This is a genomic window from Tardiphaga sp. 20_F10_N6_6 (assembly GCF_052076045.1).
Classification (GTDB): domain Bacteria; phylum Pseudomonadota; class Alphaproteobacteria; order Rhizobiales; family Xanthobacteraceae; genus Tardiphaga; species Tardiphaga robiniae.
Genome location: NZ_CP197239.1, coordinates 5684436 through 5705427, shown reverse-complemented (window position 1 = coordinate 5705427; position 20992 = coordinate 5684436). Strand labels below are relative to the sequence as shown.

The 20992-nt window shown below is 61.4% G+C and carries 20 protein-coding genes; 5 read left to right on the top strand and 15 right to left on the bottom strand.

The genetic code is table 11. The features are described 5' to 3' along the window. Positions 1-6 precede the first annotated feature (6 nt). Together AB7813_RS27320 and AB7813_RS27315 are read left to right on the top strand one after the other, a co-directional pair. Positions 7-1422 carry a MetQ/NlpA family ABC transporter substrate-binding protein gene (locus AB7813_RS27320; RefSeq protein WP_441228866.1) on the top strand — a complete coding sequence of 472 codons (1416 nt, stop codon included), beginning with the start codon at positions 7-9 and terminating at the stop codon, positions 1420-1422. 63 nt (positions 1423-1485) lie between these two features. Continuing rightward, positions 1486-2853 carry an LLM class flavin-dependent oxidoreductase gene (locus tag AB7813_RS27315; RefSeq protein WP_439062458.1) on the top strand — a complete coding sequence of 456 codons (1368 nt, stop codon included), beginning with the start codon at positions 1486-1488 and terminating at the stop codon, positions 2851-2853. A 74-nt stretch (positions 2854-2927) separates the two neighbouring features. Here AB7813_RS27315 and AB7813_RS27310 read toward each other — a convergent pair whose 3' ends face one another. The 7 genes from AB7813_RS27310 to AB7813_RS27280 all read right to left on the bottom strand — a co-directional run bounded on the left by AB7813_RS27310 (position 2928) and on the right by AB7813_RS27280 (position 11023). Then, a complete protein-coding gene (locus AB7813_RS27310) occupies positions 2928-3728 on the bottom strand; it encodes a MetQ/NlpA family ABC transporter substrate-binding protein (RefSeq protein WP_441229014.1) in 801 nt (266 codons plus the stop codon). 263 nt (positions 3729-3991) lie between these two features. Next, the gene (locus AB7813_RS27305; protein WP_441228865.1) at positions 3992-4972 is read right to left on the bottom strand and encodes an ABC transporter ATP-binding protein; all 981 of its coding nucleotides are present in this window, start codon (positions 4970-4972) and stop codon (positions 3992-3994) included. Beyond that, a complete protein-coding gene (locus AB7813_RS27300; RefSeq protein WP_439062456.1) occupies positions 4932-5951 on the bottom strand; it encodes an ABC transporter ATP-binding protein in 1020 nt (339 codons plus the stop codon). The genes AB7813_RS27305 and AB7813_RS27300 overlap by 41 nt, the downstream gene beginning before the upstream one ends. Then, positions 5951-6832: an ABC transporter permease gene (locus AB7813_RS27295; protein WP_439086162.1), complete on the bottom strand. Its 882-nt coding sequence runs from the start codon at positions 6830-6832 to the stop codon at positions 5951-5953. The genes AB7813_RS27300 and AB7813_RS27295 overlap by 1 nt, the downstream gene beginning before the upstream one ends. Positions 6833-6834: 2 nt before the next feature. After that, positions 6835-7815, bottom strand: coding sequence for an ABC transporter permease (locus AB7813_RS27290; protein ID WP_439062454.1), 981 nt, complete (start codon positions 7813-7815; stop codon positions 6835-6837). Positions 7816-7825: 10 nt separating this feature from the next. Next, entirely contained in the window at positions 7826-9460 is a 1635-nt protein-coding gene (locus tag AB7813_RS27285) for an ABC transporter substrate-binding protein (protein ID WP_439062453.1), read from the bottom strand. A gap of 15 nt (positions 9461-9475) precedes the next feature. After that, positions 9476-11023, bottom strand: a complete 1548-nt coding sequence (locus AB7813_RS27280) for an ABC transporter substrate-binding protein (RefSeq protein ID WP_439086164.1) — start codon at positions 11021-11023, stop codon at positions 9476-9478. A gap of 167 nt (positions 11024-11190) precedes the next feature. Between AB7813_RS27280 and AB7813_RS27275 the strand changes: the two genes are divergently transcribed. The 3 genes from AB7813_RS27275 (at position 11191) to AB7813_RS27265 (ending at position 13039) form a co-directional block, all read left to right on the top strand. Continuing rightward, positions 11191-11562: a hypothetical protein gene (locus AB7813_RS27275; RefSeq protein ID WP_439062451.1), complete on the top strand. Its 372-nt coding sequence runs from the start codon at positions 11191-11193 to the stop codon at positions 11560-11562. Positions 11563-11607: 45 nt separating this feature from the next. Further along, a complete protein-coding gene (locus AB7813_RS27270; RefSeq protein WP_439062450.1) occupies positions 11608-11862 on the top strand; it encodes a hypothetical protein in 255 nt (84 codons plus the stop codon). A 286-nt stretch (positions 11863-12148) separates the two neighbouring features. Further along, on the top strand, positions 12149-13039 hold the full coding sequence (locus AB7813_RS27265) for an alpha/beta fold hydrolase (protein ID WP_441228864.1): 891 nt from the start codon (positions 12149-12151) through the stop codon (positions 13037-13039). A gap of 277 nt (positions 13040-13316) precedes the next feature. Here AB7813_RS27265 and AB7813_RS27260 read toward each other — a convergent pair whose 3' ends face one another. From AB7813_RS27260 to AB7813_RS27225, 8 genes are all read right to left on the bottom strand, one after another. Further along, positions 13317-14444, bottom strand: a complete 1128-nt coding sequence (locus AB7813_RS27260) for an LLM class flavin-dependent oxidoreductase (protein ID WP_439062448.1) — start codon at positions 14442-14444, stop codon at positions 13317-13319. A 30-nt stretch (positions 14445-14474) separates the two neighbouring features. Continuing rightward, complete coding sequence (locus AB7813_RS27255; protein WP_439062447.1) at positions 14475-15344, bottom strand: ABC transporter substrate-binding protein; 870 nt, start codon at positions 15342-15344, stop codon at positions 14475-14477. 174 nt (positions 15345-15518) lie between these two features. Beyond that, positions 15519-16229 carry an ABC transporter ATP-binding protein gene (locus tag AB7813_RS27250; protein ID WP_439062446.1) on the bottom strand — a complete coding sequence of 237 codons (711 nt, stop codon included), beginning with the start codon at positions 16227-16229 and terminating at the stop codon, positions 15519-15521. Further along, complete coding sequence (locus tag AB7813_RS27245; RefSeq protein ID WP_439062445.1) at positions 16222-16986, bottom strand: ABC transporter ATP-binding protein; 765 nt, start codon at positions 16984-16986, stop codon at positions 16222-16224. Before AB7813_RS27245 ends, AB7813_RS27250 begins: the two co-directional genes overlap by 8 nt. After that, positions 16983-17822 carry a branched-chain amino acid ABC transporter permease gene (locus tag AB7813_RS27240; protein ID WP_439086167.1) on the bottom strand — a complete coding sequence of 280 codons (840 nt, stop codon included), beginning with the start codon at positions 17820-17822 and terminating at the stop codon, positions 16983-16985. Before AB7813_RS27240 ends, AB7813_RS27245 begins: the two co-directional genes overlap by 4 nt. Then, positions 17819-18700, bottom strand: a complete 882-nt coding sequence (locus AB7813_RS27235) for a branched-chain amino acid ABC transporter permease (protein ID WP_439062443.1) — start codon at positions 18698-18700, stop codon at positions 17819-17821. The genes AB7813_RS27240 and AB7813_RS27235 overlap by 4 nt, the downstream gene beginning before the upstream one ends. Positions 18701-18707: 7 nt before the next feature. After that, complete coding sequence (locus AB7813_RS27230) at positions 18708-19865, bottom strand: ABC transporter substrate-binding protein (protein WP_439062442.1); 1158 nt, start codon at positions 19863-19865, stop codon at positions 18708-18710. 588 nt (positions 19866-20453) lie between these two features. Beyond that, entirely contained in the window at positions 20454-20978 is a 525-nt protein-coding gene (locus AB7813_RS27225; RefSeq protein WP_439086169.1) for a carboxymuconolactone decarboxylase family protein, read from the bottom strand. Positions 20979-20992 lie beyond the last annotated feature (14 nt).

The window sequence follows — 20992 nt, the reverse complement described above, 5'->3', positions numbered from 1 at the left end:
TTTCACATGACATCGCCAGACCGTTCCGCCGCCTTGAATGGTCTGGCGAATTTTCCGCTGCTCGATGCGCTGTTCGGACGACGCTCCCGCCGTTTCGGCGTCGGCATGTCGATTCCGGACGGGCCTCTTGCCTATACATCGAAGCTGCCGCCGCAGCCGTTGAGCGAAATCGAGCGCGCCGTGCTGATCGCCGCAGGCGTCGGCATCAGCGGCTGGAATCTGGGTATTCCCCATACCGAGGTGGGTGAGCCCGATACAGGCTGTAATTACACTGTGAGGCCGATCGGACGCACCTTTCCCAGCGGCGCGGCCACGCACGGCTCCGAGATCCTCATCAACGACGACAGCGGCGCCTATATCACCCGGTTTCGCGACCTCGATGCGTCCGCCATCCAAGAATATGCCGGCGTCGATGATCTGGCACGCCTAGCCGAATGGCTGCGGCCGCATATCATCAAGCTCAGCGATCGTCGCATCGAGTTTCCGCCGGAATATCCGTATGTCGCCTCACATAACCGATGGGTTGCCAACAAGCCCGGCAGCACGCTGATCATTCCGATCAGCGATCAGGTGGAATCCACGTTCAACCAACTCTGGATTCGAACCGGCGAGGGTGCGGTTGTGACCGATCCGAAATCCGGCCGGGTGCTCGGTAACCCCGCCGACCTGATCGACGCGGGCATATTGCGGCGCGACCGTTCGGTGCCGTTGTCTGTGATCGAGGGCAATTCCAGAACCAGCACGACGGCCGAATTGTCCATTGCCGCGTACAACGTCCACCTCGTGATGCAGGCAATGGGACTCGGCGGCTGGTTGTTTTCAGGCATCAACACGCAAGCGATCCTCGGCGCTTTCGCGCCCAAGGGTATCGATGGTTACGGCTTCCGTTTCGATCGCCGCGACGGCTGGGTGCAGCCCAACCCGATCGGCCTCGATGGTTTCTTTGAGCCGCTGATCCCGCCTTATGTGCCGGACATGCATGTGGCAGCACAGCGCTTTGCCGAGCGTAAATTCGGCCCGCGCGGCAACCACAATCCGCAGCGCCCGGGTCCCTATCTCGACAATGGCGGCGTCAAGTCCCGGACCAAGGGCTTTGCGGTCAGCAAGTTCGATATCGTTGAGAATCCAAAAAATCTGAAAATCGTCGAACTGGACCCGGCACAGACCTACCGGTCATTGGACGATGTCACGCTCGGGCTGGTCAACATCACCTATCTGATCCCTGCTGGCGGCGATCCGAAGTCCGCGCTCATCATCGACAAGACCATCGATGACGGGCTGGTGCTGCGCTTCACGGCGCGAACGGACAAGAAGGACGATCCACGGTTGGCCGCCTTCATCAAAGTCTTCAGGTCGCCGGAGGTCAAGCGCTATATCGAGGAGAAATTGCCAGCCTTTGTTCCGGCCGGTTTCGACAGCTAGTGTTGATCCCGCGAGGCGCAACGTTTAAGTCCGCGCCTCGCTTGCCTCCCAACCAGGAATCCCATGACCACCCGCCGACCGCTTCGCTTCAATGCCTTCAACATGACCGCGCCGAGCCATAACTGGGCCGGGCTCTGGTCTCATCCGCGCGATGCATCCATCGATTACAACAATCTGGATTACTGGATCGACTACGCGCGGATCGCCGAACGCGGGTTGTTCGACGGCATCTTTCTGGCTGACGTGTTCGGTGTCTATGACGTGTTCGGTGATAGTCCAGACACAGCCGTGTCGCACGGCGTGCAATTGCCGAATGCGGACCCCACGCTTCTGGTCTCGGCCATGGCGCTGGTCACCAAGCACCTCGGCTTCGGCATCACGTCCAATATGTCGCTGGAGCATCCCTACCAATTCGCGCGGCGATTTTCGACGCTAGACCACCTGACCCGCGGCCGGATCGGCTGGAATATCGTCACCGGCTATCTCGACAGCGGGGCGCGCGGCATGGGCTTTGCGGCCGGTCGTGCCCATGACGACCGTTATGATGTCGCCGAAGACTTCCTCACGGCGGCCTACAAATTATGGGAGGGCAGCTGGGAGCAGGACGCCGTGCGTCGCGATCGTGCCACCGGCACGTTCACCGATCCAACGAAGGTTCACACCATCCGCCACGACGGTCCGCATTACCGCGTCGATGGCATTCACCTCTCCGAGCCCTCCCCGCAACGCACGCCATTGCTGTATCAGGCTGGCGCCTCGAAGCGCGGGCGCGCCTTCGCCGCCAAGCATGCTGAAGCTATCTTCCTGAACGGCCAGACCAAGCCGATCCTCGCCAAGGCCGTGCGCGACATCCGGACGGCCACAAAAGACTTTGGCCGCGATCCCTACGACATCCGGCTGTTCGCCGGTCTGACCGTGATCGTTGCGCCAACCCGCGCGGAGGCGAACGATCTTCATGCGGAATACAGCCGCTATGTCGACCAGCAAGGGCAGCTCGCGCTGCTCTCGGGCTGGACCGGCATCGATTTCTCGACCTACAGCCCGGATCAGGCGCTGCAATATGTCAAGAGCAACGCGATCCAATCGATGGTCGAGAACCTCACGCTGCGCAGCGAAACGCCGCTGCGCGTCGGCGATCTCGCCAGCCTGAGCGCGATCGGTGCGCGAGCCCCCTTCGTCGTTGGCTCGCCGCAGGACGTCGCGGACGAGCTCGCCGACTGGGCCGAGCAGACCGATATCGATGGCTTCAATCTCGTCCGTCTGGTGGCTCCGGAATCGCTCGAGGCATTCGTCGATCTCGTGATGCCGGAGTTGCAGTCACGCGGGCTGTACAAGACCGAATACGGCGCGGGGACGTTACGCGAGAAGCTGTTTCCGGGTCGAGGCGCCCTGCTTCATGGCACGCACCCCGGCGCGCAGTTTCGCCGCTGAGGGCCAGCAGGCCTGTCGCACCTGAACAAATTGTCGCGAAGCCGCCACGCTGGCGTGGCGGCTCCAGACCTCCATCACCACGACGGCAGATAAGCGCCCTTGAATCGCGTCAGGATGAACTGTTTCACCGGTTCTGAGTGATAGGCATCGACCAGCTTCGCCACCCATGGCTTGCCTTTGTCCTCTTCCCGCACGGCGATAATATTGACCCACGGACTTTCCAGCGGCTCCTTGATCAGGCTGTCGCGCACGGGATCGAGGCCAGCCTGGACGGCATAGTTGTTGTTGATCGCCGCCACATCGACATCTGCCAGCGACCGCGACAGCTGCGCAGCATCGAGCTCGACAAATTTCAGCTTTTTGGGATTCTCCGCGATATCGACGATCCCCGCGGTGACGCTGGTGGGGTCTCGCAACTTGATCACGCCATTCGCTGCCAAAATCTGCAGCGAACGCGCGCCATTGGTCGGGTCGTTGGGAATCGCAACCGTCGCACCATTTGGGACATCGGCAACGCTCTTGTACTTCTTCGCGTAGAAGCCCATCGGAGAAACCGTGGTGTAGGCAACCTTCACGAGCTTCCAGCCGGTCTTGGAGATCTGGTTCTTCAGATAAGGCTCGTGCTGAAACGAATTGGCCTCAAGATCCTTGTTGGCCAGGGCCTGGTTCGGAAACACATAATCCGTGAATTCAACGACCTTGATGTCGAGCCCGCGCTCCGCGGCCACCTTCTTGACGGCGTCGAGCACTTCCGCATGTGGGCCAGCCGTGACACCCACGCGAATGGTCGTTGGCTCTTGTGCATTTGCGACAGGTAGACCTGCTGCAATAGTGGCGAACAGGAATGCGGCCACCCCGCCGGTGCGAGCGACCATGGCCAGCCGCAATACGTGAGCCGATTTCATTGACGAGTCCCTTATGTAAGTGTGCGAGATGACGATGACGGCGGCGGGCAACTTTCGCTGCGCCGCCACGCCAATGATTATGAATTTCTCCCGAGCTGACGGAATTCTTTTGTTAGCCCGGTTTGGAAGAGACTTTGCTGCGATCAAGGGAAGAGGCAGCACAAACACGGTGGCAGGCAACCGCCCAGCGCCAGGATCGCACTAACAGCACCGACGGTGGCGCGCCCGCGCATTCAAGCGAAATGACACGCCGCTACGTGGCTGTCTGCCACGGTGCGAAGGACTGGACTTTCCACAGCACATAACTCTTCTGCGCGCGGACACCTGGTATGGAAGTGGCATCCTTCTGGCGGATTATAGGCACTCGGCAGATCGCCCTGCACCATATGCCGCCGCCGACCGAGACCGCCGGTATCGATGCGCGGGATCGAGTCAAACAGCGCTCGCGTGTAGGGATGCGCGGGGCTTGACCACAATTTCTCCCGGGTCGATGTCTCCACGATACGCCCGAGATACATCACCGCGACGCGATCACTGACATATTCAACCACGGACAGCTCGTGGCTGATGAAGAGATACGCCACGCCGAGTTTGGACTGCAGATCGACCAGCAGGTTCAGGATCTGAGCCTGCACGGACACATCGAGCGCAGACACCGGTTCATCCAGGATGATTAGTCGTGGATCAAGCGCCAGCGCGCGGGCAATGCCGATCCGTTGCCGCTGTCCACCCGAGAACTGATGCGGATAACGGTCGGCGGAATCCGCGGAAAGTCCCACTTTTGAAAGCAGATCGGCGATCCGGTCACGGCGCTGCCGCCGATCGCCGATGCCATGAATCCTGAGCGGTTCACCGATCAGCATTCCGACAGTACAATGCGGATCGAGCGAGGCCAGCGGATCCTGGAATACGACCTGGATATCGCGTCTATAGGGCCGCATGCCGCTCCGTGTCAGGCGCGTCAGATCGACGCCGCCCAGCCGAACGCTGCCGCTTTGCGGCTCGACCAGCCGCGCAATCGCCCGGCCGAGCGTGGATTTCCCACAGCCGGATTCACCGACGAGACCAAGCGTTTCACCGGGCTTGATCGACAACGAGACGCCGTCAACCGCCTGCACGGTTCCGCGCGAAGAAGCAAAGCGCACGACGAGATCGTTCACCGTGAGCAGTGGCTCAATATGCGTCGCAACGAGCGGCTGCGTGTTCTGATGCACGGGCTTCCTCAATTCTCAGACAGGCTACGGCGCCATCTGCGCCAACGGGTATCAGCGGCGGCCGCGCGATCCGGCAGGCGTCGACCACAAACGAGCATCGCGCGGCAAAGCCGCATCCATGCGGCATCTCGGCCAGCGAAGGCACCATGCCCGGGATTTCGCTCAGTCGGGTACGAAGGCCGTTGACGTGATGGCGCCCCGGCCGCGCTGCGATCAATCCGCGCGTATAGGGATGCAGCGGCGACTTCAGAAGATCACGGGTAGTGCGCTCCTCGACCTTGCGGCCCGCATACATCACCAGCACGCGATCGGAATATTCCGAGACAACACCGAGATCGTGCGTGATCAACAGAATGGCGGCTCCGGACTCGCGTTTGATCTGATCCAGCAACTCCAGGATCTGCGATTGAATGGTGACGTCGAGCGCCGTGGTCGGCTCGTCGGCCACCAGCAGCGCCGGATTGCAGGCGAGAGCGATGGCGATCATGACCCGCTGTCGCATGCCGCCGGAGAGATGATGCGGATAATCGTTCACGCGGCGACGTGGATCGGAAATCCGTACCCGATCAAGCAATGAGACTGTGCGACCCCAGGCCTTCTGGTGCGAAATGTCCTCATGTGCCGTGATGGCCTCGATGATCTGCTCGCCGATGGTCAGCACCGGATTGAGCGCCGTCATCGGTTCCTGGAAGATCATCGCGATCCGGTTGCCACGCAGCCGGCGCAGCGCCTCGCCTTCAAGGCCAAGAATGTCGCGCCCCTGCAGCTTCACAGAGCGGCCCTCGATGCGGCCGGGCGCCGCCACGAGGCCGAGCAAGGCAAGAGCGGTGAGCGACTTTCCGCAGCCGGATTCGCCCACGATGGCCAGCGTCTCTCCCGCAGAGATGTCGAAGCTGAGACTGTCCACGGCGGTCAGCGCGCCGCCCTTGCGGTCGAACCTGACATTCAGCCCATCGACCGACAGCACTGGCTCGCCCATCACCGACGCTCCTGTTTCGGGTCGACGGCGTCATTGAGGCCATCCCCCAGCAGATTGAGCGCGAGCACCGCAACGACGATCGCCACCCCCGGCAGTGTTGCGATGTACCAATCCGACCGCAGCACTTCGCGCCCGGCGCCGACCATGCCACCCCAACTCACCACGTTCGGATCGCCGAGACCGAGAAACGCCAGACTGGATTCGGTCAGGATGGCCGTCGCGACCATGACCGATGCCGAGACGATGATCGGCGCCAGCGTGTTGGGCAGCAGATGGCGGAAGATAATGCGCATGTCGGACGCACCGAGCGCGATCTCCGCCTGCACCATGTCGCCGTGACGCAGTTTAAGGAATTCGGCGCGCACCAGCCGTGCCAGGCTCGGCCACGCTGTGACGCCGATCGCTCCGACGATGGTCGCGATGGAGGGCTGCAGGATGGCGACGATGGTCAGCGCGAACAGAAACGGCGGAATCGTCTGGAAGAACTCCGTCAGCCGCATCAGCGACGCATCGATCTTGCCGCCGTAATATCCTGCGAAGGCGCCGACACCGACCCCAATCACCAGTGACATGGCGGTCGCCACCGCGCCGATCAGAAGCGAGATGCGCGCACCGTGAAATATCCCCGACGCCAGATCGCGCCCCAGCATATCGGTGCCGAGCGGAAAGCTGGGATCCTGGCCGGGACGCAGGAATGGCTGACCGGCAAAATCCAGGGGATCGCCAGGGAAAATCTGGTGGGCAAGCAGTGCCATGGCCACGACGAACCCAAGCAACAATACGCCCACAACCGCCGACGGCTGTCTTGCCGTCCGGAAGAACGCGTTATCCTGCGCGATGCGCGCCGGCGGGATATGCGCAACGATATCGACGAGGGCCATGGTCAGCTGAGCTCGATGCGCGGGTCGAGCACAGTGTACAGGAAGTCGATCGCCGCATTGGCCAAGACCACCACGACCGAACTGCACAGCAGTATGCCGAGAAGCAGGTTGAGGTCGCGCTGAAACAGCGCTTCGAAAGCGAGCCGACCCAGCCCGGGCCACGAAAACACGGTTTCAACCAGCACAGCGCCGCCGAGCACGGCCCCGACCTGCACGCCGAGCATGGTGAGAACAGGCAGCAACGCGTTTCGTACAACATGACGATAGGCGATCCGCCCCGGACGAAGGCCCTTGGCGACGGCAGTCCTGACAAAGTCCTGCCGCTGCACGTCAATCATCGCCGCGCGCATCAACCGCGTATAAACGGCCAGAAAGAACAGCCCAAGCGTGGTTGCAGGAAGTACCAGATGTGCCGCGACATCTTTCAGATAGGCCAGGCCGATATAGCCACGCTCGATGCTGGTCATGCCGCCGACCGGTAGCCAGTCAAGCCACACCGAGAAGACCACGATCAGCATGATCCCGGTCCAGAACACGGGCGTCGCATAGAACAACAGCGCAATGGTGGAGATCACGGTATCGGTCGCCCTGCCCGCGCGGCGCGCGGCGGCGATCCCCATCGCCGAACCGACCAGCAATGCGAACGTGATCGACGTACCCATCAGCAACAGCGTTGCCGGGAGCCGCTGGGCGATCAGTTCGAGCACAGGCAAGCCCTGACGGAACGAGAAGCCGAGATTGAGCGACAGAAGGTTGCGCAAATATAGGGCGAATTGCACCGGCAGCGGTTGATCGAGCCCGAACTGCTTGCGCAGCGCGGCCAGATATTCCGGCGTTGCCGAGCCAGCCTCACCTGCCAGCACTTGTGCTGCATCACCCGGCGCTAGCCGCAGCAGGAAGAAATTGGTGATGGCAATGCCCAGCACCACGATCACGAGTTGCAGGGCTCGCCGCCCGAGAAATCTGGCCGATACAGGGATCATGCGCGAGCGTTCAATTCTGCGCCGGCGCCTGATCGAACCATGCATTCTTCAGCGAGCCATAGGACTGGTCCGCCTGCAGGACGACGTCCTTCAGGGCGGAAGAGTGCAATGTGAAGAAGCGCAGTTCGAGCAGTGGCAAAGTCGGCAGATCGCGTTGAACAATCTGCTGGAAACGATTGAAATCTTCAGTACGCTTTTTCGGATTGCCTTCGACCGCAGCGGCCTGGATCAGACCATCGACCTCGGCATTGCGGTAGCCCGACCCGTTCGTCCACGGCGTCTTGCTGCCAAGCCAGCCCGACCAGTATTCACGAACGACGCCAATTTGCGGATCGGGGAAAGCGCCGTTGTAGGAGCTCGAAATGTCGAAGTCGCGGTCGGCATAGACGCGTTTAATGAAAGCTGCGGTGTCCTGGGCGCGGATGTTGATCTCGATACCCACACGCTTCAGCGCCTGCTTCAGATATTCGCCGGTTCGCTTATAGTCGTCACCGTAAGGCAGGAAGTCATGATTAAGCGTGAACCGCACCCCATCAGGCCCGCGCTTGAAGCCGGCTTCGTCGAGCAAGGCTTCGGCCTTTTTCAGGTCGAACGGATATTTAGGCACGCTGGCATCGTGGAATGCCGTCAGTGCCGTCGGAATCGGGCTGACAGCAGGCTTGCCGTAGCCATACCAGACGACCTTGCCCAGCGCTTCCTTGTCCAGAGCAAATGCGATGGCCTGACGGACGCGGACATCCTTGAGATACTGGTTCTCGACATTGAAATCGAGATACAGCACGGGCGACAGCCAGTCATAGCCGCGTGTATCGACCTTTAGCGACGGCAGCTTGGCAAGGCGCTCGACCTCGCGGAACGACACCGGATTGAATGTCGCATATTGCACCTCACCCTTCTCGATCGCCGCTGCGCGCGCCGCCGCGTCGGGAATGATCCTGAAGATGACTTTGTCGAGATAGGGTTTTGCGGGCTCCCAGTAATCCGGATTGCGTTCCAGCAGAATGTATTCGCCCTTCTTCCACTCCTTGAAGACGAATGCCCCCGTGCCGACCGGCTTGTTGTTGTACGCATTGTTCAGGATGTCGGTACCTTCATAAAGATGCTTCGGCAGAATCGGCGCACCGACGGCGTTGAGCACGCTCAGAATTGGCAGCGACGGCTTCGACAAATGAAGGATGATCGTATTATCGTCAGGCGTATCGACCGTAGCGACGTTCTCGAATATCGCCTTGTTGCGCGGATGGATGGTCTTCCAGACATTCTCCAGGCTCCATTTCACGTCCGCGGACGAGAACGGTTTGCCATCATGCCACTTGACGCCCTTGCGCAGGTTGAAACTGATGGTGAGGCCATCCTCCGCAACTTTCCACTCCGTCGCGAGCGATGGCTGCGGCTTCAGCGCCGGGTCGTAATAGACCAGGCCATCGAAGATATTTCCCGCAACGATCTGCGTCGGCGTTGCCGTATTGAATGCTGGCGTCAGGGTGACCGGCTCCGGCTGCACGATGGCCGTCAGCGCTCCACCGCGCTTCGGACCGCCGGCTGCGCATGCCGGCGTCGCCGGCATGACCGCCACGGCAGCCAGCAGGACCGATAGTCGTGCGACCAATGATGTTTGGAAAGAGATTGCCCGAAAAAATTTCATGATGATTGCCCCAGCTCAATTCTGCTTCGGAACGTCAAACCAGAAATCGCGGAAGCTGCCATAAACCTGATCGCCGCGAATGGCCGAGGTCTTGAGATTCGCCGCCTGAACGGTGAAGAACTTTAGCTCGACCAGCGGCAGCGTCGGCAGGTCGGTCAGAACGATCTTCTGAAAGTCCTTGAACAGCGCGATGCGTTTCTCGGCGCTGGCCTCGCCCTGGACCTTCGAGATGATGTCATCGACCTCGGCATTCTTGTAGCCGGAGCCATTAGTCCAAGGGATGTTCTTGCCGACGGATGCCGACCAGTAAGCGCGGGTCACGCCGATCTGCGGATCGGAAAACGCTGCAAACCATGCGATCGAAAGATCGAAGTCACGGTCGCCATAGACCCGCTTGGTAAATGCCGCGGTATCCTGCGTCCTGATCGTGACGTCGACGCCGACACGCTTCAACGCCTGTTTGATGTATTCCGCGGTCCGCTTGAAATCGTCGCCATAGGGTATGTAGTCGATGAACAGGGAGAAGCGGGTGCCGTCCGCGTTGCGCTTGAATCCGGCCTCATCCAATAGCGCATCCGCCGATTTGACGTCGAACGCATCCTTGTCGGCGCTCGCGTCGTGAAACGCCGCAAGCGTTGAAGGAACGGGGCTGGTCGCGGGCTTGGCAAAGCCGTACCAGACCACGTTGGAAATCGCCTTGCGATCGGTTGCACGTGCCAACGCATGTCGAACGCGTGCATCCTTCAGCGGTCCACGTTCGACATTGAAATCGAGAAACAGGAACGGCGACAGCCATTCATAGCCGCTGGTTTCAATCTTGAGGCCGGGCAGCTTGCCGAGCCGTTCGGCGTCCTTGAGCGGCACCGGGCTGAGCGAGCCATACTGGATTTCGCCCTTCTCGAAGCCAGCCGATCGGGCCGCCGCATCCGGAACGACCTTGTAGATCACTTTGTCGAGATACGGCTTTCCCTTGGCCCAGTAATTCGGATTCCGTTCCAGCACGATGTACTCACCGCGCTTCCATTCCTTGAACACGAACGGCCCCGTGCCGACCGGCTTGTTGTTGTTCGGATTGTTGAGAATATCGGTGCCATCGTAAAGATGCTTCGGCAGCACTTGGGCGCCGTTGCTGTTCAGTGAACTGAGGATCGCGGGGGAAGGTTCGCTCAGCCTCAAGACGACGGTGTTGTCGTCGGGGGTATCGACCTGCTTCACCTTGGCGAAGGTCGCCTGATTGCGCGGATGGATCGTCTTCCAGACATTTTCCAAGGTCCACTTCACATCCGCCGACGTGAACGGCTTGCCGTCATGCCAGAGCACGCCCTTGCGCAGGCGAAGGGTGAGCGACAATCCATTCGCCGCAGTCTCCCAGCTCTCCGCCAGCGCCGGCTGAGGGTTTAGGCTGGTGTCGTAGTCGACAAGTCCATCAAAAATATTGCCGCTGACCGTTCCGGTCGGCGCGGCGGTGTTGATGGCGGCCGTGAGGATGACCGGCTCGGGTTGAATGATCGCCGTTAGCGTTCCGCCGGGCTGCGGCGTTTGAGCAAAGCTCACTGCTGGCATCGCCGCACCAACTGCGAAAAACAGACCGACTACTGCGCGACATGATCTATCGGCGATCAAGCGAGGGAGAGCCATCCAACGACGATCATTCTGTGGCGTAGCGGCAACCATTCTTCCCCCTGCTTGATATCGATCTGCAATGTATTGCCTGACGAACGGCGTTTTCTTTGACATCGCGATATATCGACGCCACCGCGATCAATCGTCAATTTCGAATTGCACACGATACCAAGGACAATCGCGCCGCCAACACGGCCGATAGCAGAAGCTTTCTCTTTCACAAGCAGGAACGCCTTTTGGCAGGTCAACATGCGCCGCGATCCACGGCCGCCGACGATGTACCAGCCGTCGCCGAAATCTTCGGCTTCGCACCTTGGGAATACCATTGCCCCGCGTTTGAGATTGCTCAGCGCAGGCTTTTCTTCATCGAACTTGCGTCGAGGAGAATGATTGAACTCTCGATCGTCAATCTTTGGACTTCAAAAATCTTGTTCTCTGACCGAGAGTCGATGCTTGTCGTTACACAAAGGAGCGACTGAAGGCGCGGAGAAAAACGACGGCCTGAAAATATTGGGAGCAGCTGCTTGAGCATCGACAATGACAATATTCGAACCCAGCGGCGGCGCGGCCCGACTTCGGCCATCACGTTCAGTATGCGACAAATAGGCTATCGCGAATGGACGGCTGTGGAGAAACACAAGCTAAAGGGATTGGCCGAGCGAGGCTTGTCCGTTCAGAAGATTGCCAGATCGCTCAAGCGGTCCGTTTGCATTACCCAAGCGATGGCATCGAAATTGGGTATCCGCTTCGGGGATGAATTGGAACTGCGATCAAGTTAGGCATATGCGTTCCAGGATTCATCCATATGATTACCATTTCTCCGACAGCCTCAAAGAGGCCATGCGCATCAATGTTGGCCACGATGAAATTGCGCCCGCGATGTGATTGGACGTCAGTCCGGCAACGCAGGTTGCGCAAACAACCATCCCGGGCGTGCAATTCGTGGAAGGCGCGCAGGGCGATCTCGCACCGTGTTGCCAAAGACCCAGTTACATGAATTGGCATTGCCACTGAAGCGCAGCGCTTTTACTTACTTTCCGAAGCGAAACGACAGAGAACAGAACAATGGCTGTCTATCTGGATCATACCGGCCGCCCCCTTCAGCAGAATCTGACGAAATCGGACGGTATTCGTTTTCATTATATCCGCGGTGGCAAGGGACCTACCGTCGTTTTGATCGCCGGCTTTCCGCAAAGCGTCTACGCATGGCGGCGCGTCATTCCTCTGCTCACCGATGCCTATGACGTGATCGCGCTCGACCTTCCGGGCCAGGGCGATAGCGACAAGCCGCTGGATGGCTACGACACAGCGACAGCGGCGAAACGAATCAACAGCTTCCTCAAGACCATAGGTGTTGGACGCCATTATTTCGTCGGGCACGATATCGGATCCTGGATCGGATATCCTTATGCGCACGAATTTGCGAGCGAACTGGACGGCGTCGTGTATCTCGACGCCAACATTCCCGGCGTCACGTTGAAGCCTTCCATCGATGTCGCTGATCCGGACTACTGGAAGAGCTGGCACTTTCTCTTTAACATGGTCGACGATCTGCCCGAGGCGCTCTTGCGGGACCGCGAGCGTATTCTCATCGAATGGTTCTTCAACAAGAAGACCGCAAACGCGATCGCAACCTTCTCGAAGGATGACATCGACGAATATGTTCGCGTCTATAGCTCGTTGGGTGGCCTGCGCGGAATGCTGGGTTATTATCGCGCCGTCATCCGCGACATGGATTACAATCGCGGCTTGTTTCAAAAGAAAATAGCTGTGCCTGTGCTGGCGCTGGGAGGCGATGCCGGTAGTGCACCGGGAATTTTCGAAGCTATGCGACCCTTGGCTGAAAATATTCGAGGCGGCGTCATCCGGGATAGTGGTCACTATATCCCCGAGGAACAGCCCGCAGCTCTTGTCGCCGAGCTGAGGGCATTTTTCGAAATTACATCCGCTTCATGAGCGTGAGGCTCCAGCCAAGCTGCGCAGATCCCGAACGGTGACATGCCCGGCCAGCTCCGGTATTCGCTCTGATTTCGAGCGTGCTGTTCCTCGGCGACCGTGTAGCCCCCAAATTGATAGTCGGTGGACCGCTTGCGATCTCTGGTGTCGCCATTACACAAACAAGACCGCGCGCTCAATCAATCTAAACCCGTGTTGGTGTTGGCGGCATCGTGCTCGGACACCAAGGAGTTCAGATCTGCGCGCGAAGACGTTCGATATGTTCAGTCGAAGGCCGTCAAAGCTTTTTCTGCCAGGCGGCGTCACGATCCTTCGTCCAGGCCGAGGTGACGCCGTCATCATCAGCGACGCGATCTACCGGCAGACGGGGCAGAACCAGTTCAGCAAATCGGTACGCCTCTTCCAGCAGCGGCATCCCGGAGACGATCAGCACCTCGATGCCAGCGTCGCGATAATCCTGAATGCGTTTGACGACCTGGTCGGCGCTGCCGATCAGCGCGGTGCCCGGCCCGTGCCTGACGAGGCCTATGCCGGCCCAGAGATTAGGTTCGATTTCCAGTTCACGTAGATCCTTTGGCTTACGTCCACCGTGCAGCGCCGACATCCGCTGTTGGCCCACCGAGTCGATATTCGCGACGTAGGCCTGCGCGCCGGCGATCGCGGCATCGTCCATGTGGTCATACAGATCCTGCGCGGCAGCCCACGCCTCCGCCTCGGTCTCACGCACAATGACGTAGAGCCGGATACCGAAACTGATCTTGTCGGCGCGGCCGTGGCGCGCAGCGAGATGTTTTACTTCGCGGATCTTGGTCTCGGCCTGCGAGGGCGTTTCGCCCCACGACAGATAGGTGTCGATATGTTTGGCCGCGACTTCATGCGCCGCCGGCGACGAGCCGCCGAACCACAGTGGCACGCGGCGCTGATACGGCGGTAGCGGTAGCCCGGCATCGACTACATGGATGTGGCGGCCCTTGAAATTGACGGTCTCGCCGCGCAGCAGCCCGGTCAGCACCGTCAGATATTCGTCGGTGTAGGCATAGCGTTCGTCATGACTGAGGTGCACGCCGTTCTGCGCCATCAGTTTGGCATCGCCATTGACGATGTTGACGCGAAGCCGACCTTTCGAGAACTGATCGAAGGTCGTGATCATTTTGGCTAGCAGTGTCGGCGACAGCAGCGGCGGATGCGCCGCGACCAGATGCTGGAAGTTGTCGGTGAAGGGGATCAGCGAGGCGCCCTGCACCCAGGCGTCGTGCGAGCCTGTCGCCAACAGCGCGCCGGTGAAGCCGAGATGGTCGACCGCGCGCGCCAGTTGCTGGAAATACGGGTAGCTGAGTTTTCGCGCGCCGTCCGCCCGCCAGGGATAGCGACCATCGGGGCCGGTCAAATACCAAAGAACTTCCATGATGAACCTCGTTGTTTGCAGATGGGCCGGTCAGGCAATCGCGAAGTGGCGGGAATCGACGGTATCGGTGACATCAATCGCGCGCGGGATCAGGCCGAAGCGGGTGAATATGTCGGCGTGCTGCTGCTGCTCGTGCAGGAACGCATCGTCCGGCGCCTCGACACCCCAAGGGCGCGACGTCAAAGCCGGCAGCCATTGCGCCGCGGTGTTGCCGTTCAGCCCGTCGAGCAGCGCTGCGGCTTGCTGCGGATCGGCGGCGACGGCGCGGTCGGAGTCGATCAGCGCGTCGAGCAGCCAGCGCACCGGGCCATTGCGATCCTGTACCAGTTCGCTGAGGCCCCAGTAGACAGAGCGGTTGGAAAAGATCGTGCCCGGCGACGCCAGCACGCGCGTCTCGACGCGGCTGGCGATCTGCGAATAAAGCGGATCGGTCGCGACGATGGCGGGAAGCAGGCCATCGATGAAGGCGTCCTTTGCCGTGATCGGCAGGATTTCCGCGGCGCGCACGTCGCGCCAGGCGAGACCGGCGGCGTTGAGTTCGGTGGCGACAAACTGGGTATGCCAGGAGATCGGCATCAACCCGATGCCTTTGCCAATCAGACCGCGCAGATCGCTAATGCCGCTGTCGGCACGCACCAGCAAGCCACCGCGCTCCGGGCGCGAACCGGACATCCCGAATACGGCGGCCGAAAGCCCTTCCGCCTTGGCGAGAATCGGCGGCGTGGCGCCGGTGCCGGCCAGATGCAGCACGCCGGCCTTGATCAGCGGAATGGTTTGCGCCCCCGCGGCATAGACGAAGAATTGCAGCCCCTTCTCGCGCAAGGACGCTACGGCCTGCGGCCGCCGTGCCAGAATCGACAGCGAGAGGTTTTGCGGGTGGGCTCCGACGACATAGGTCATCGCATACTCCTGATGATGAAGGGAAAGCGGGCCGCTACAGCCGCCATACCCGCGCCGCCCGCCCCGATAACCAGGACGTCGGTTTCGCGATGTGTCGGCGCTTCCGCGCTATCGTCTGATTGAGTCATTCCTACTTCACTATTGCCGACGCACGTCGCAGCGCACTCATAGTTGTCAGGCCGGCGTAGCCATGCCGAGATAGGCATCGACGATGGCCGGAGAATTCGACAGTTCCGACGACGGTCCCTCCAGCACGATACGGCCGCCTTCCAGCACGTAGCCGCGCGCGGCCAGCGCCAGCGCCTTGCGGGCGTTCTGCTCGACCAGCAGGATCGCCATGCCCTGCCCGTTGAGATCGCCCAGCAGCGCAAAGATTTCCGACACGATCAGCGGCGCCAGCCCCATCGACGGCTCATCCAGCAGCAGCACGGAGGGTCCCGCCATCATGGCGCGGCCGATCGCCAGCATCTGCTGTTCGCCGCCGGACAGCAGCCCGGCCGGCTGGCGGCGTCGTTCCTTCAGGCGCGGAAAGCGATCGTAGATCGCCGCCAGCGTGTCGGCGGCACTGCCCTTGCGACCGTAGGCGCCAACCTGCAGATTCTCCTCGACGCTGAGCGGCGCGATCACCTGCCGCCCCTCCGGCACCAGCGACAGCCCGGCCCGCACGATGCGCTCCGGCGCCAGTCCGCCGATAGTACTGCCGCTCAGCCGGATCGTGCCAGCGGACGGGCGCAGCAGCCCGGCAATCGTATTGAGCAGCGTCGTCTTGCCGGCGCCGTTGGCGCCGACCACCGCGACGATCTCGTTGGCGTTGACGCGCAGCGACACGTCATGCAGCACATCGGGGCCGCCATAGCCCGCAGCGAGTCCGTTGATCTCAAGCATCATCGACTCCCAGATAGGCTTCGATCACTTTCGGATCGGCGCGTACCGCTGCAGGTTTTCCGGAAGCGATGGGACGGCCGAGATTGAGCACATGGATCTCGTCGCAGACGCCCATGACCAGATCCATGTCGTGTTCGACCAGCACCACGGTGATCCCCTGCCCCGGCAACGATGCAATCAGGTCACGCAACGCGTTGCGCTCCTGATGAGTCATTCCTGCGGCAGGCTCGTCGAGCAACAGCAGCCGTGGCTGGAGCGCCAGCGCGCGCGCGATTTCGATACGACGGCGGTCGCCATAGGACAGGTCGCCGGCCAGAGTCCTGGCATGCCGGCCGGCCCCCACCTGCTCCAGCAGAGCGATTGCGCGGGCGTCGCCTTCGGCCTCGACGCGGCGCAGCCGCGGCAATCGCAGCAGGATATCGAGCGGGCCTGCGGTCGGCGCATGCAGCGCCAGCACGACGTTCTGCAGCCCCGTCAGATCCGGGATCAGGCGGATATGCTGGAAGGTGCGCGCGACGCCGAGCCGCGCCAGCCGGTTCGCCGGCTTGCCCTGCACCGCCGTGCCATCGAGCAGGATGGCGCCCGAGGTCGGCGCATCGACACCGCTGATGACGTTCATCAGCGTGGTCTTGCCGGAGCCGTTGGGGCCGATCAGCCCGACAATGGCGCCGGCCGGCACCGACAGCGAGACGCCGTTCAGCGCCGCGACGCCGCCGAAATGCCGTGTGACGTCTTGCAATTCCAGCAGCGCGCTCATGCCAGCCTCCGCCGCAGGATGGTGGGCAGCGAGGCCACGCCGGTCGGCAGGTACAGCACGGCGATCAGCATTGCCGCCCCCACCAGGATCTCGCGCATCTGCGCCGAGAACCGCAGCACTTCCGGCAGCACCGTGATGATGGTGGCGCCGATCACCGGGCCGAGCACGTTCCAGGCGCCACCGAGCACTGGCGCGATGGCGGTGTCGACGCTGCGCAAGAATCCGAAATCGCCGGGCGCGACGAACATGTTGAGATGCGCCGCCAGTGCGCCGCCCAGCCCCGCAATCGCACCGGACACCGTGAAGATCGCCAGCTTGAATTGCGCCACGTCATAGCCAGCCGTGGTGACGGCCAATTCGTCGGATGCCACCGCGCGCATCCGCTCGCCGATCCGCGACCGCCGGACGGCCCAAGCAAAGTACACCACCACCACCAGCAGCAGCGCGAGCTGCCACGTCTCGGTCAACTTCGGAATGCCGAACACGCCCAGCGCACCGCCGGTGGCCGCATCCCAGTTCAATGCGATGACGCGCACCACCTCGGTGAAAGCCAGCGTCGCCATGGTGAAATAGTCACCGCGCAGCCGCAGCACCAGCGAGCCCAGCGCGAAGGCCGCGATAGACCCGATCACCAACGATGCCACCAGCGCCGGAGCGAACGCCCAGCCCTGCTGCATTGTCAGCCAGATCGACAGATAGGCGCCCAGCGCCATCAGCCCGCCGGTGGCCAGCGAGAACAGGTTGACGCCGAGCAGCAGGAAGCAGCCAAAAGCCAGCGCCGAGTTCAGCAGGCAGAGATCGATGACGTTGTGATAGGCTTCGAAGAGATCGATCATGCCCGCTTGGTTTCCTGTGTGGCGAACAGGCCGGTGGGCCTGCCGATCAGGATCAGCAGCACGAGTCCAAAACCCACCGCGTCGCGATAGCCCGAGCCGACCGCGACGATAGAGCCGACCTCGACGAGGCCGAGCAGCAGGCCGCCGACCAAGGCGCCCGCGACATTGCCGAGCCCGCCGAGGATTAGCACCGTCAGGCCCTTCAGCAGAATACTGTCGCCCATGAACGGCGACACCGACTGGAACAGCAGCGACCACAGCACGCCGGCGCCGCCGGCCAGCGCGCCCGACACGAAGAACGTCGCGATCCGCACGCGGTCGACGGGGATGCCGACCAGCCGCCCGACGGTCTCGCTGAACGCGATGGTGCGAATGGCGCGGCCGAGATTGGTCAGCCGCAGCAGCAGCGCCAGCGCCAGCACCATCGCCAGAGCCGACCCGATCGAGACGATCTGAAGAAGCTGCAATCGCGCGCCAAACAGGTCCAGCGAGGCGCCGACCAGCGCGTTGTCGGGATAGCGCACCACCTGGGTGCCGAACACTTCCTGCGCCAGGCCGATCAGGATGCGCGCCAGCGCCAGGCTGCCGACCATGCCCATCCAGCGATGCGCGCCGCGCCGCTGCAACGGGCGAAACACGATCAGCTCGCTCAACACGCCGAGCAAGCCTGCCGCGACCGCCGCAGCGAGGATCGCCAGCGGCAACGGCAGTGCGAGCCGCCCGACCACTTCGAGCCCGACATAGGCGCCCCACATGAAGACGGCACCCTGCGCCAGGTTGAGCACGTTCATGACGCCGAACACCAGCGTGAAGCCGATCGCAAATACGGCGTAAACGGCCCCGAGCGAGAGGCCGTTTACCAGTTGTTGTAACAGCATGCCGACCTCAAGCGCCCGGCGCGGCGACGAAGGTCTTGCTGTTGCCGTCGCCGATCAGCACCTTAGGCTGGGCGGTGATGTCGCGATCCGCGGTCCAGCCGAACTTGCCCAGCACGCCGTCGAAACCGGTGATCTCCGCCAGCTTGGCGCGGATCAACTTTCCGTCGGTGACGCTGTCGGCGCGGCGGATCGCTTCGGCGATCAGATAGGCGGCGTCGTAGCCCTGCGCGGCATAGATATCTGGCGTCGAGCCATAGCGCTTCTGGTAGGCTGCTACAAAGGCCTTGCTGCGCGGGCTGTCGTAGCCGGAGAACCAGGTTGCGCCGACAATGATGCCATTGGCGGCGGGGCCTGCCAGTTCGAACAGTTTTGCGGAAATGTTGGCGTTACAGCCGATGAACACGATCTTGCTGTCGATCCCGAGCTGCCTGGCCTGGCGCAGGATGGCGGCGGCCTCTTCGGCCAGCGTGCCAAGAATGACGGCGTCCGGATTCTGCGCGCGGATTTTGGTGAGCTGCGCCGAGAAATCCACATCGCCGCGCTGGTAGCTTTCGATGCCGACCGGCTCGAGCTTGAGATCGGCCACCGCCTTCTTCTGCACGTCGTGCGCGCCGCGGGTCAGCGCGTCGTCCAGCCCGTAGATCAGCGCGACGCGCTTGATGCCGTGCTTTTTCACGGCATAGCCCAGCACCGTCGGAAACACCTGATCTTCGGGCACGCTGGTGCGGAAGATGAAATCGCCGATCTTGGTCACGCCCGGCGCGGTGTTGGAGCTGGCGATCACGGGAATGCCGGCCTGCTGCGCCAGCGGATCGGCGGCGAAGGCGGAGTTCGACAGCGTCGGCCCGAGAATGGCGACGACCTTGTCCTGCCGGATCAGCCGCTGGAAGATGTTGACGGTCTGGCCGCGATCAGCGCCATCGTCGGAATGCAGCGCATGCAGCCGGATGCCGTTCAGCGTCTTGCTTGCGTTCAATTCGTCAAAGGCCAGTTCAATGGCCTGCTTTTGTTCCGTACCGTAGAGCGCCGCCGATCCGCCGGTGGTCGATTGCACCAGACCAATTTTCGCGACGCGCTCGCTCTGCGCGAAGGCCGATGAACTCGCGAGGGCGGCAGCGCCGCCGAGAGCCAGGATGCGACGACGTGATATCAAACCCAACGACATGTCTTCCCTCAATCAAACGAAACGGTAATCGATGATTGTTGAAGACGGAGCGCGCGGCGGGTGTCAATGCATCGAAAAACTTTGCGCGATTATTCCAGAGATGACGAAGCGTTGAGAAAATTGGCCTGACGATCGGGTGTTTTGCAAAATCGAACTCGACCGCCGTTTTCGGGAAATGATCTCACTATGCTACTCGTGCCCTGACATGCGAGGCAGACCAATCGTGGATATTCTTTTTCTCGGCTAGTCCTGATTCACCGCTATTTATCGGCGCAGCATTGAATGCACCCATTGCCGGTTGTGCCGGTCATCTCGGAAATACTGAAAAGAACAGACGTAAGAGCGAGCCCATTTCGTTTCCCAAGCCGCAGCTTGGCGTTGGCGCCGGGTTAATCTCACTCATGTAAACGGCGAACTCATACTGAGCTAGCTGATTACCCACGGCGTGCAGCGTCCCAATGCCAACGCGTTCGTTTCGGCGATGGCGCAAGTTACCAGACATATGGCTTCGGCATCACCGCCAACCTGACGCTCGATCATCCCTATGATTTCGCTCGCCGGTCCTCGACGCTGGACAGCAGAATTAGGTCACACGTCCACTTCCACCTGCAGCACGTCGTTGAAGCGATTGAACGCGCCGCATAGCGCGATGCGCCAAGTCAGCTCTACGATCTGCGGTTCGCTGAAATGCGCGCGCAGACGCTCGAACATGGCATCGCGGATGCGGCTCCAGTTCGATGTAACCGCGATGGCATATTCCACGACCAGACGATCGACCTCGTCCAGTTCCGGATGCTTCTCCCAGTCGAGCAGATTGGCGGCGCCGTCCGGCGTGATGCCTTCCACTGCCAGCTTGGGCGAATGCTGGGCGACGCAGAACTCGCACTGATTGACCAGCGAGGTCGCGACAATGCCGAGTTCGAGATAGCGCTTCTTCAACACGCCTTCGTCGGACAATTCTGTGAGCAGGCGCCACATGTGCTCAAAAATCGGCAGCCGTTGGGCCATCGCACCGGCCTGTTCTGCGAACGGGCCATAGGTGGTCATACGATCCCACAGCGGCTTGAGATGGTCGGGCAGATCGTCGCGGCGCTTGAGGGTGACGCGGGCCATGGGAAACTCCTGGG

Excerpts from the sequence above, each read along its gene's own strand:
- AB7813_RS27320 (WP_441228866.1), top strand. The coding sequence starts at position 7 with ATGACATCGCCAGACCGTTCCGCCGCCTTGAATGGTCTGGCGAATTTT.
- AB7813_RS27315 (WP_439062458.1), top strand. The coding sequence starts at position 1,486 with ATGACCACCCGCCGACCGCTTCGCTTCAATGCCTTCAACATGACCGCG.
- AB7813_RS27310 (WP_441229014.1), bottom strand. The coding sequence starts at position 3,728 with ATGGTCGCTCGCACCGGCGGGGTGGCCGCATTCCTGTTCGCCACTATT.
- AB7813_RS27300 (WP_439062456.1), bottom strand. The coding sequence starts at position 5,951 with ATGGGCGAGCCAGTGCTGTCGGTCGATGGGCTGAATGTCAGGTTCGAC.
- AB7813_RS27295 (WP_439086162.1), bottom strand. The coding sequence starts at position 6,832 with ATGGCCCTCGTCGATATCGTTGCGCATATCCCGCCGGCGCGCATCGCG.
- AB7813_RS27290 (WP_439062454.1), bottom strand. The coding sequence starts at position 7,815 with ATGATCCCTGTATCGGCCAGATTTCTCGGGCGGCGAGCCCTGCAACTC.
- AB7813_RS27285 (WP_439062453.1), bottom strand. The coding sequence starts at position 9,460 with ATGAAATTTTTTCGGGCAATCTCTTTCCAAACATCATTGGTCGCACGA.
- AB7813_RS27280 (WP_439086164.1), bottom strand. The coding sequence starts at position 11,023 with ATGCCAGCAGTGAGCTTTGCTCAAACGCCGCAGCCCGGCGGAACGCTA.
- AB7813_RS27265 (WP_441228864.1), top strand. The coding sequence starts at position 12,149 with ATGGCTGTCTATCTGGATCATACCGGCCGCCCCCTTCAGCAGAATCTG.
- AB7813_RS27260 (WP_439062448.1), bottom strand. The coding sequence starts at position 14,444 with ATGGAAGTTCTTTGGTATTTGACCGGCCCCGATGGTCGCTATCCCTGG.
- AB7813_RS27255 (WP_439062447.1), bottom strand. The coding sequence starts at position 15,344 with ATGACCTATGTCGTCGGAGCCCACCCGCAAAACCTCTCGCTGTCGATT.
- AB7813_RS27250 (WP_439062446.1), bottom strand. The coding sequence starts at position 16,229 with ATGCTTGAGATCAACGGACTCGCTGCGGGCTATGGCGGCCCCGATGTG.
- AB7813_RS27245 (WP_439062445.1), bottom strand. The coding sequence starts at position 16,986 with ATGAGCGCGCTGCTGGAATTGCAAGACGTCACACGGCATTTCGGCGGC.
- AB7813_RS27240 (WP_439086167.1), bottom strand. The coding sequence starts at position 17,822 with ATGATCGATCTCTTCGAAGCCTATCACAACGTCATCGATCTCTGCCTG.
- AB7813_RS27235 (WP_439062443.1), bottom strand. The coding sequence starts at position 18,700 with ATGCTGTTACAACAACTGGTAAACGGCCTCTCGCTCGGGGCCGTTTAC.
- AB7813_RS27230 (WP_439062442.1), bottom strand. The coding sequence starts at position 19,865 with ATGTCGTTGGGTTTGATATCACGTCGTCGCATCCTGGCTCTCGGCGGC.
- AB7813_RS27225 (WP_439086169.1), bottom strand. The coding sequence starts at position 20,978 with ATGGCCCGCGTCACCCTCAAGCGCCGCGACGATCTGCCCGACCATCTC.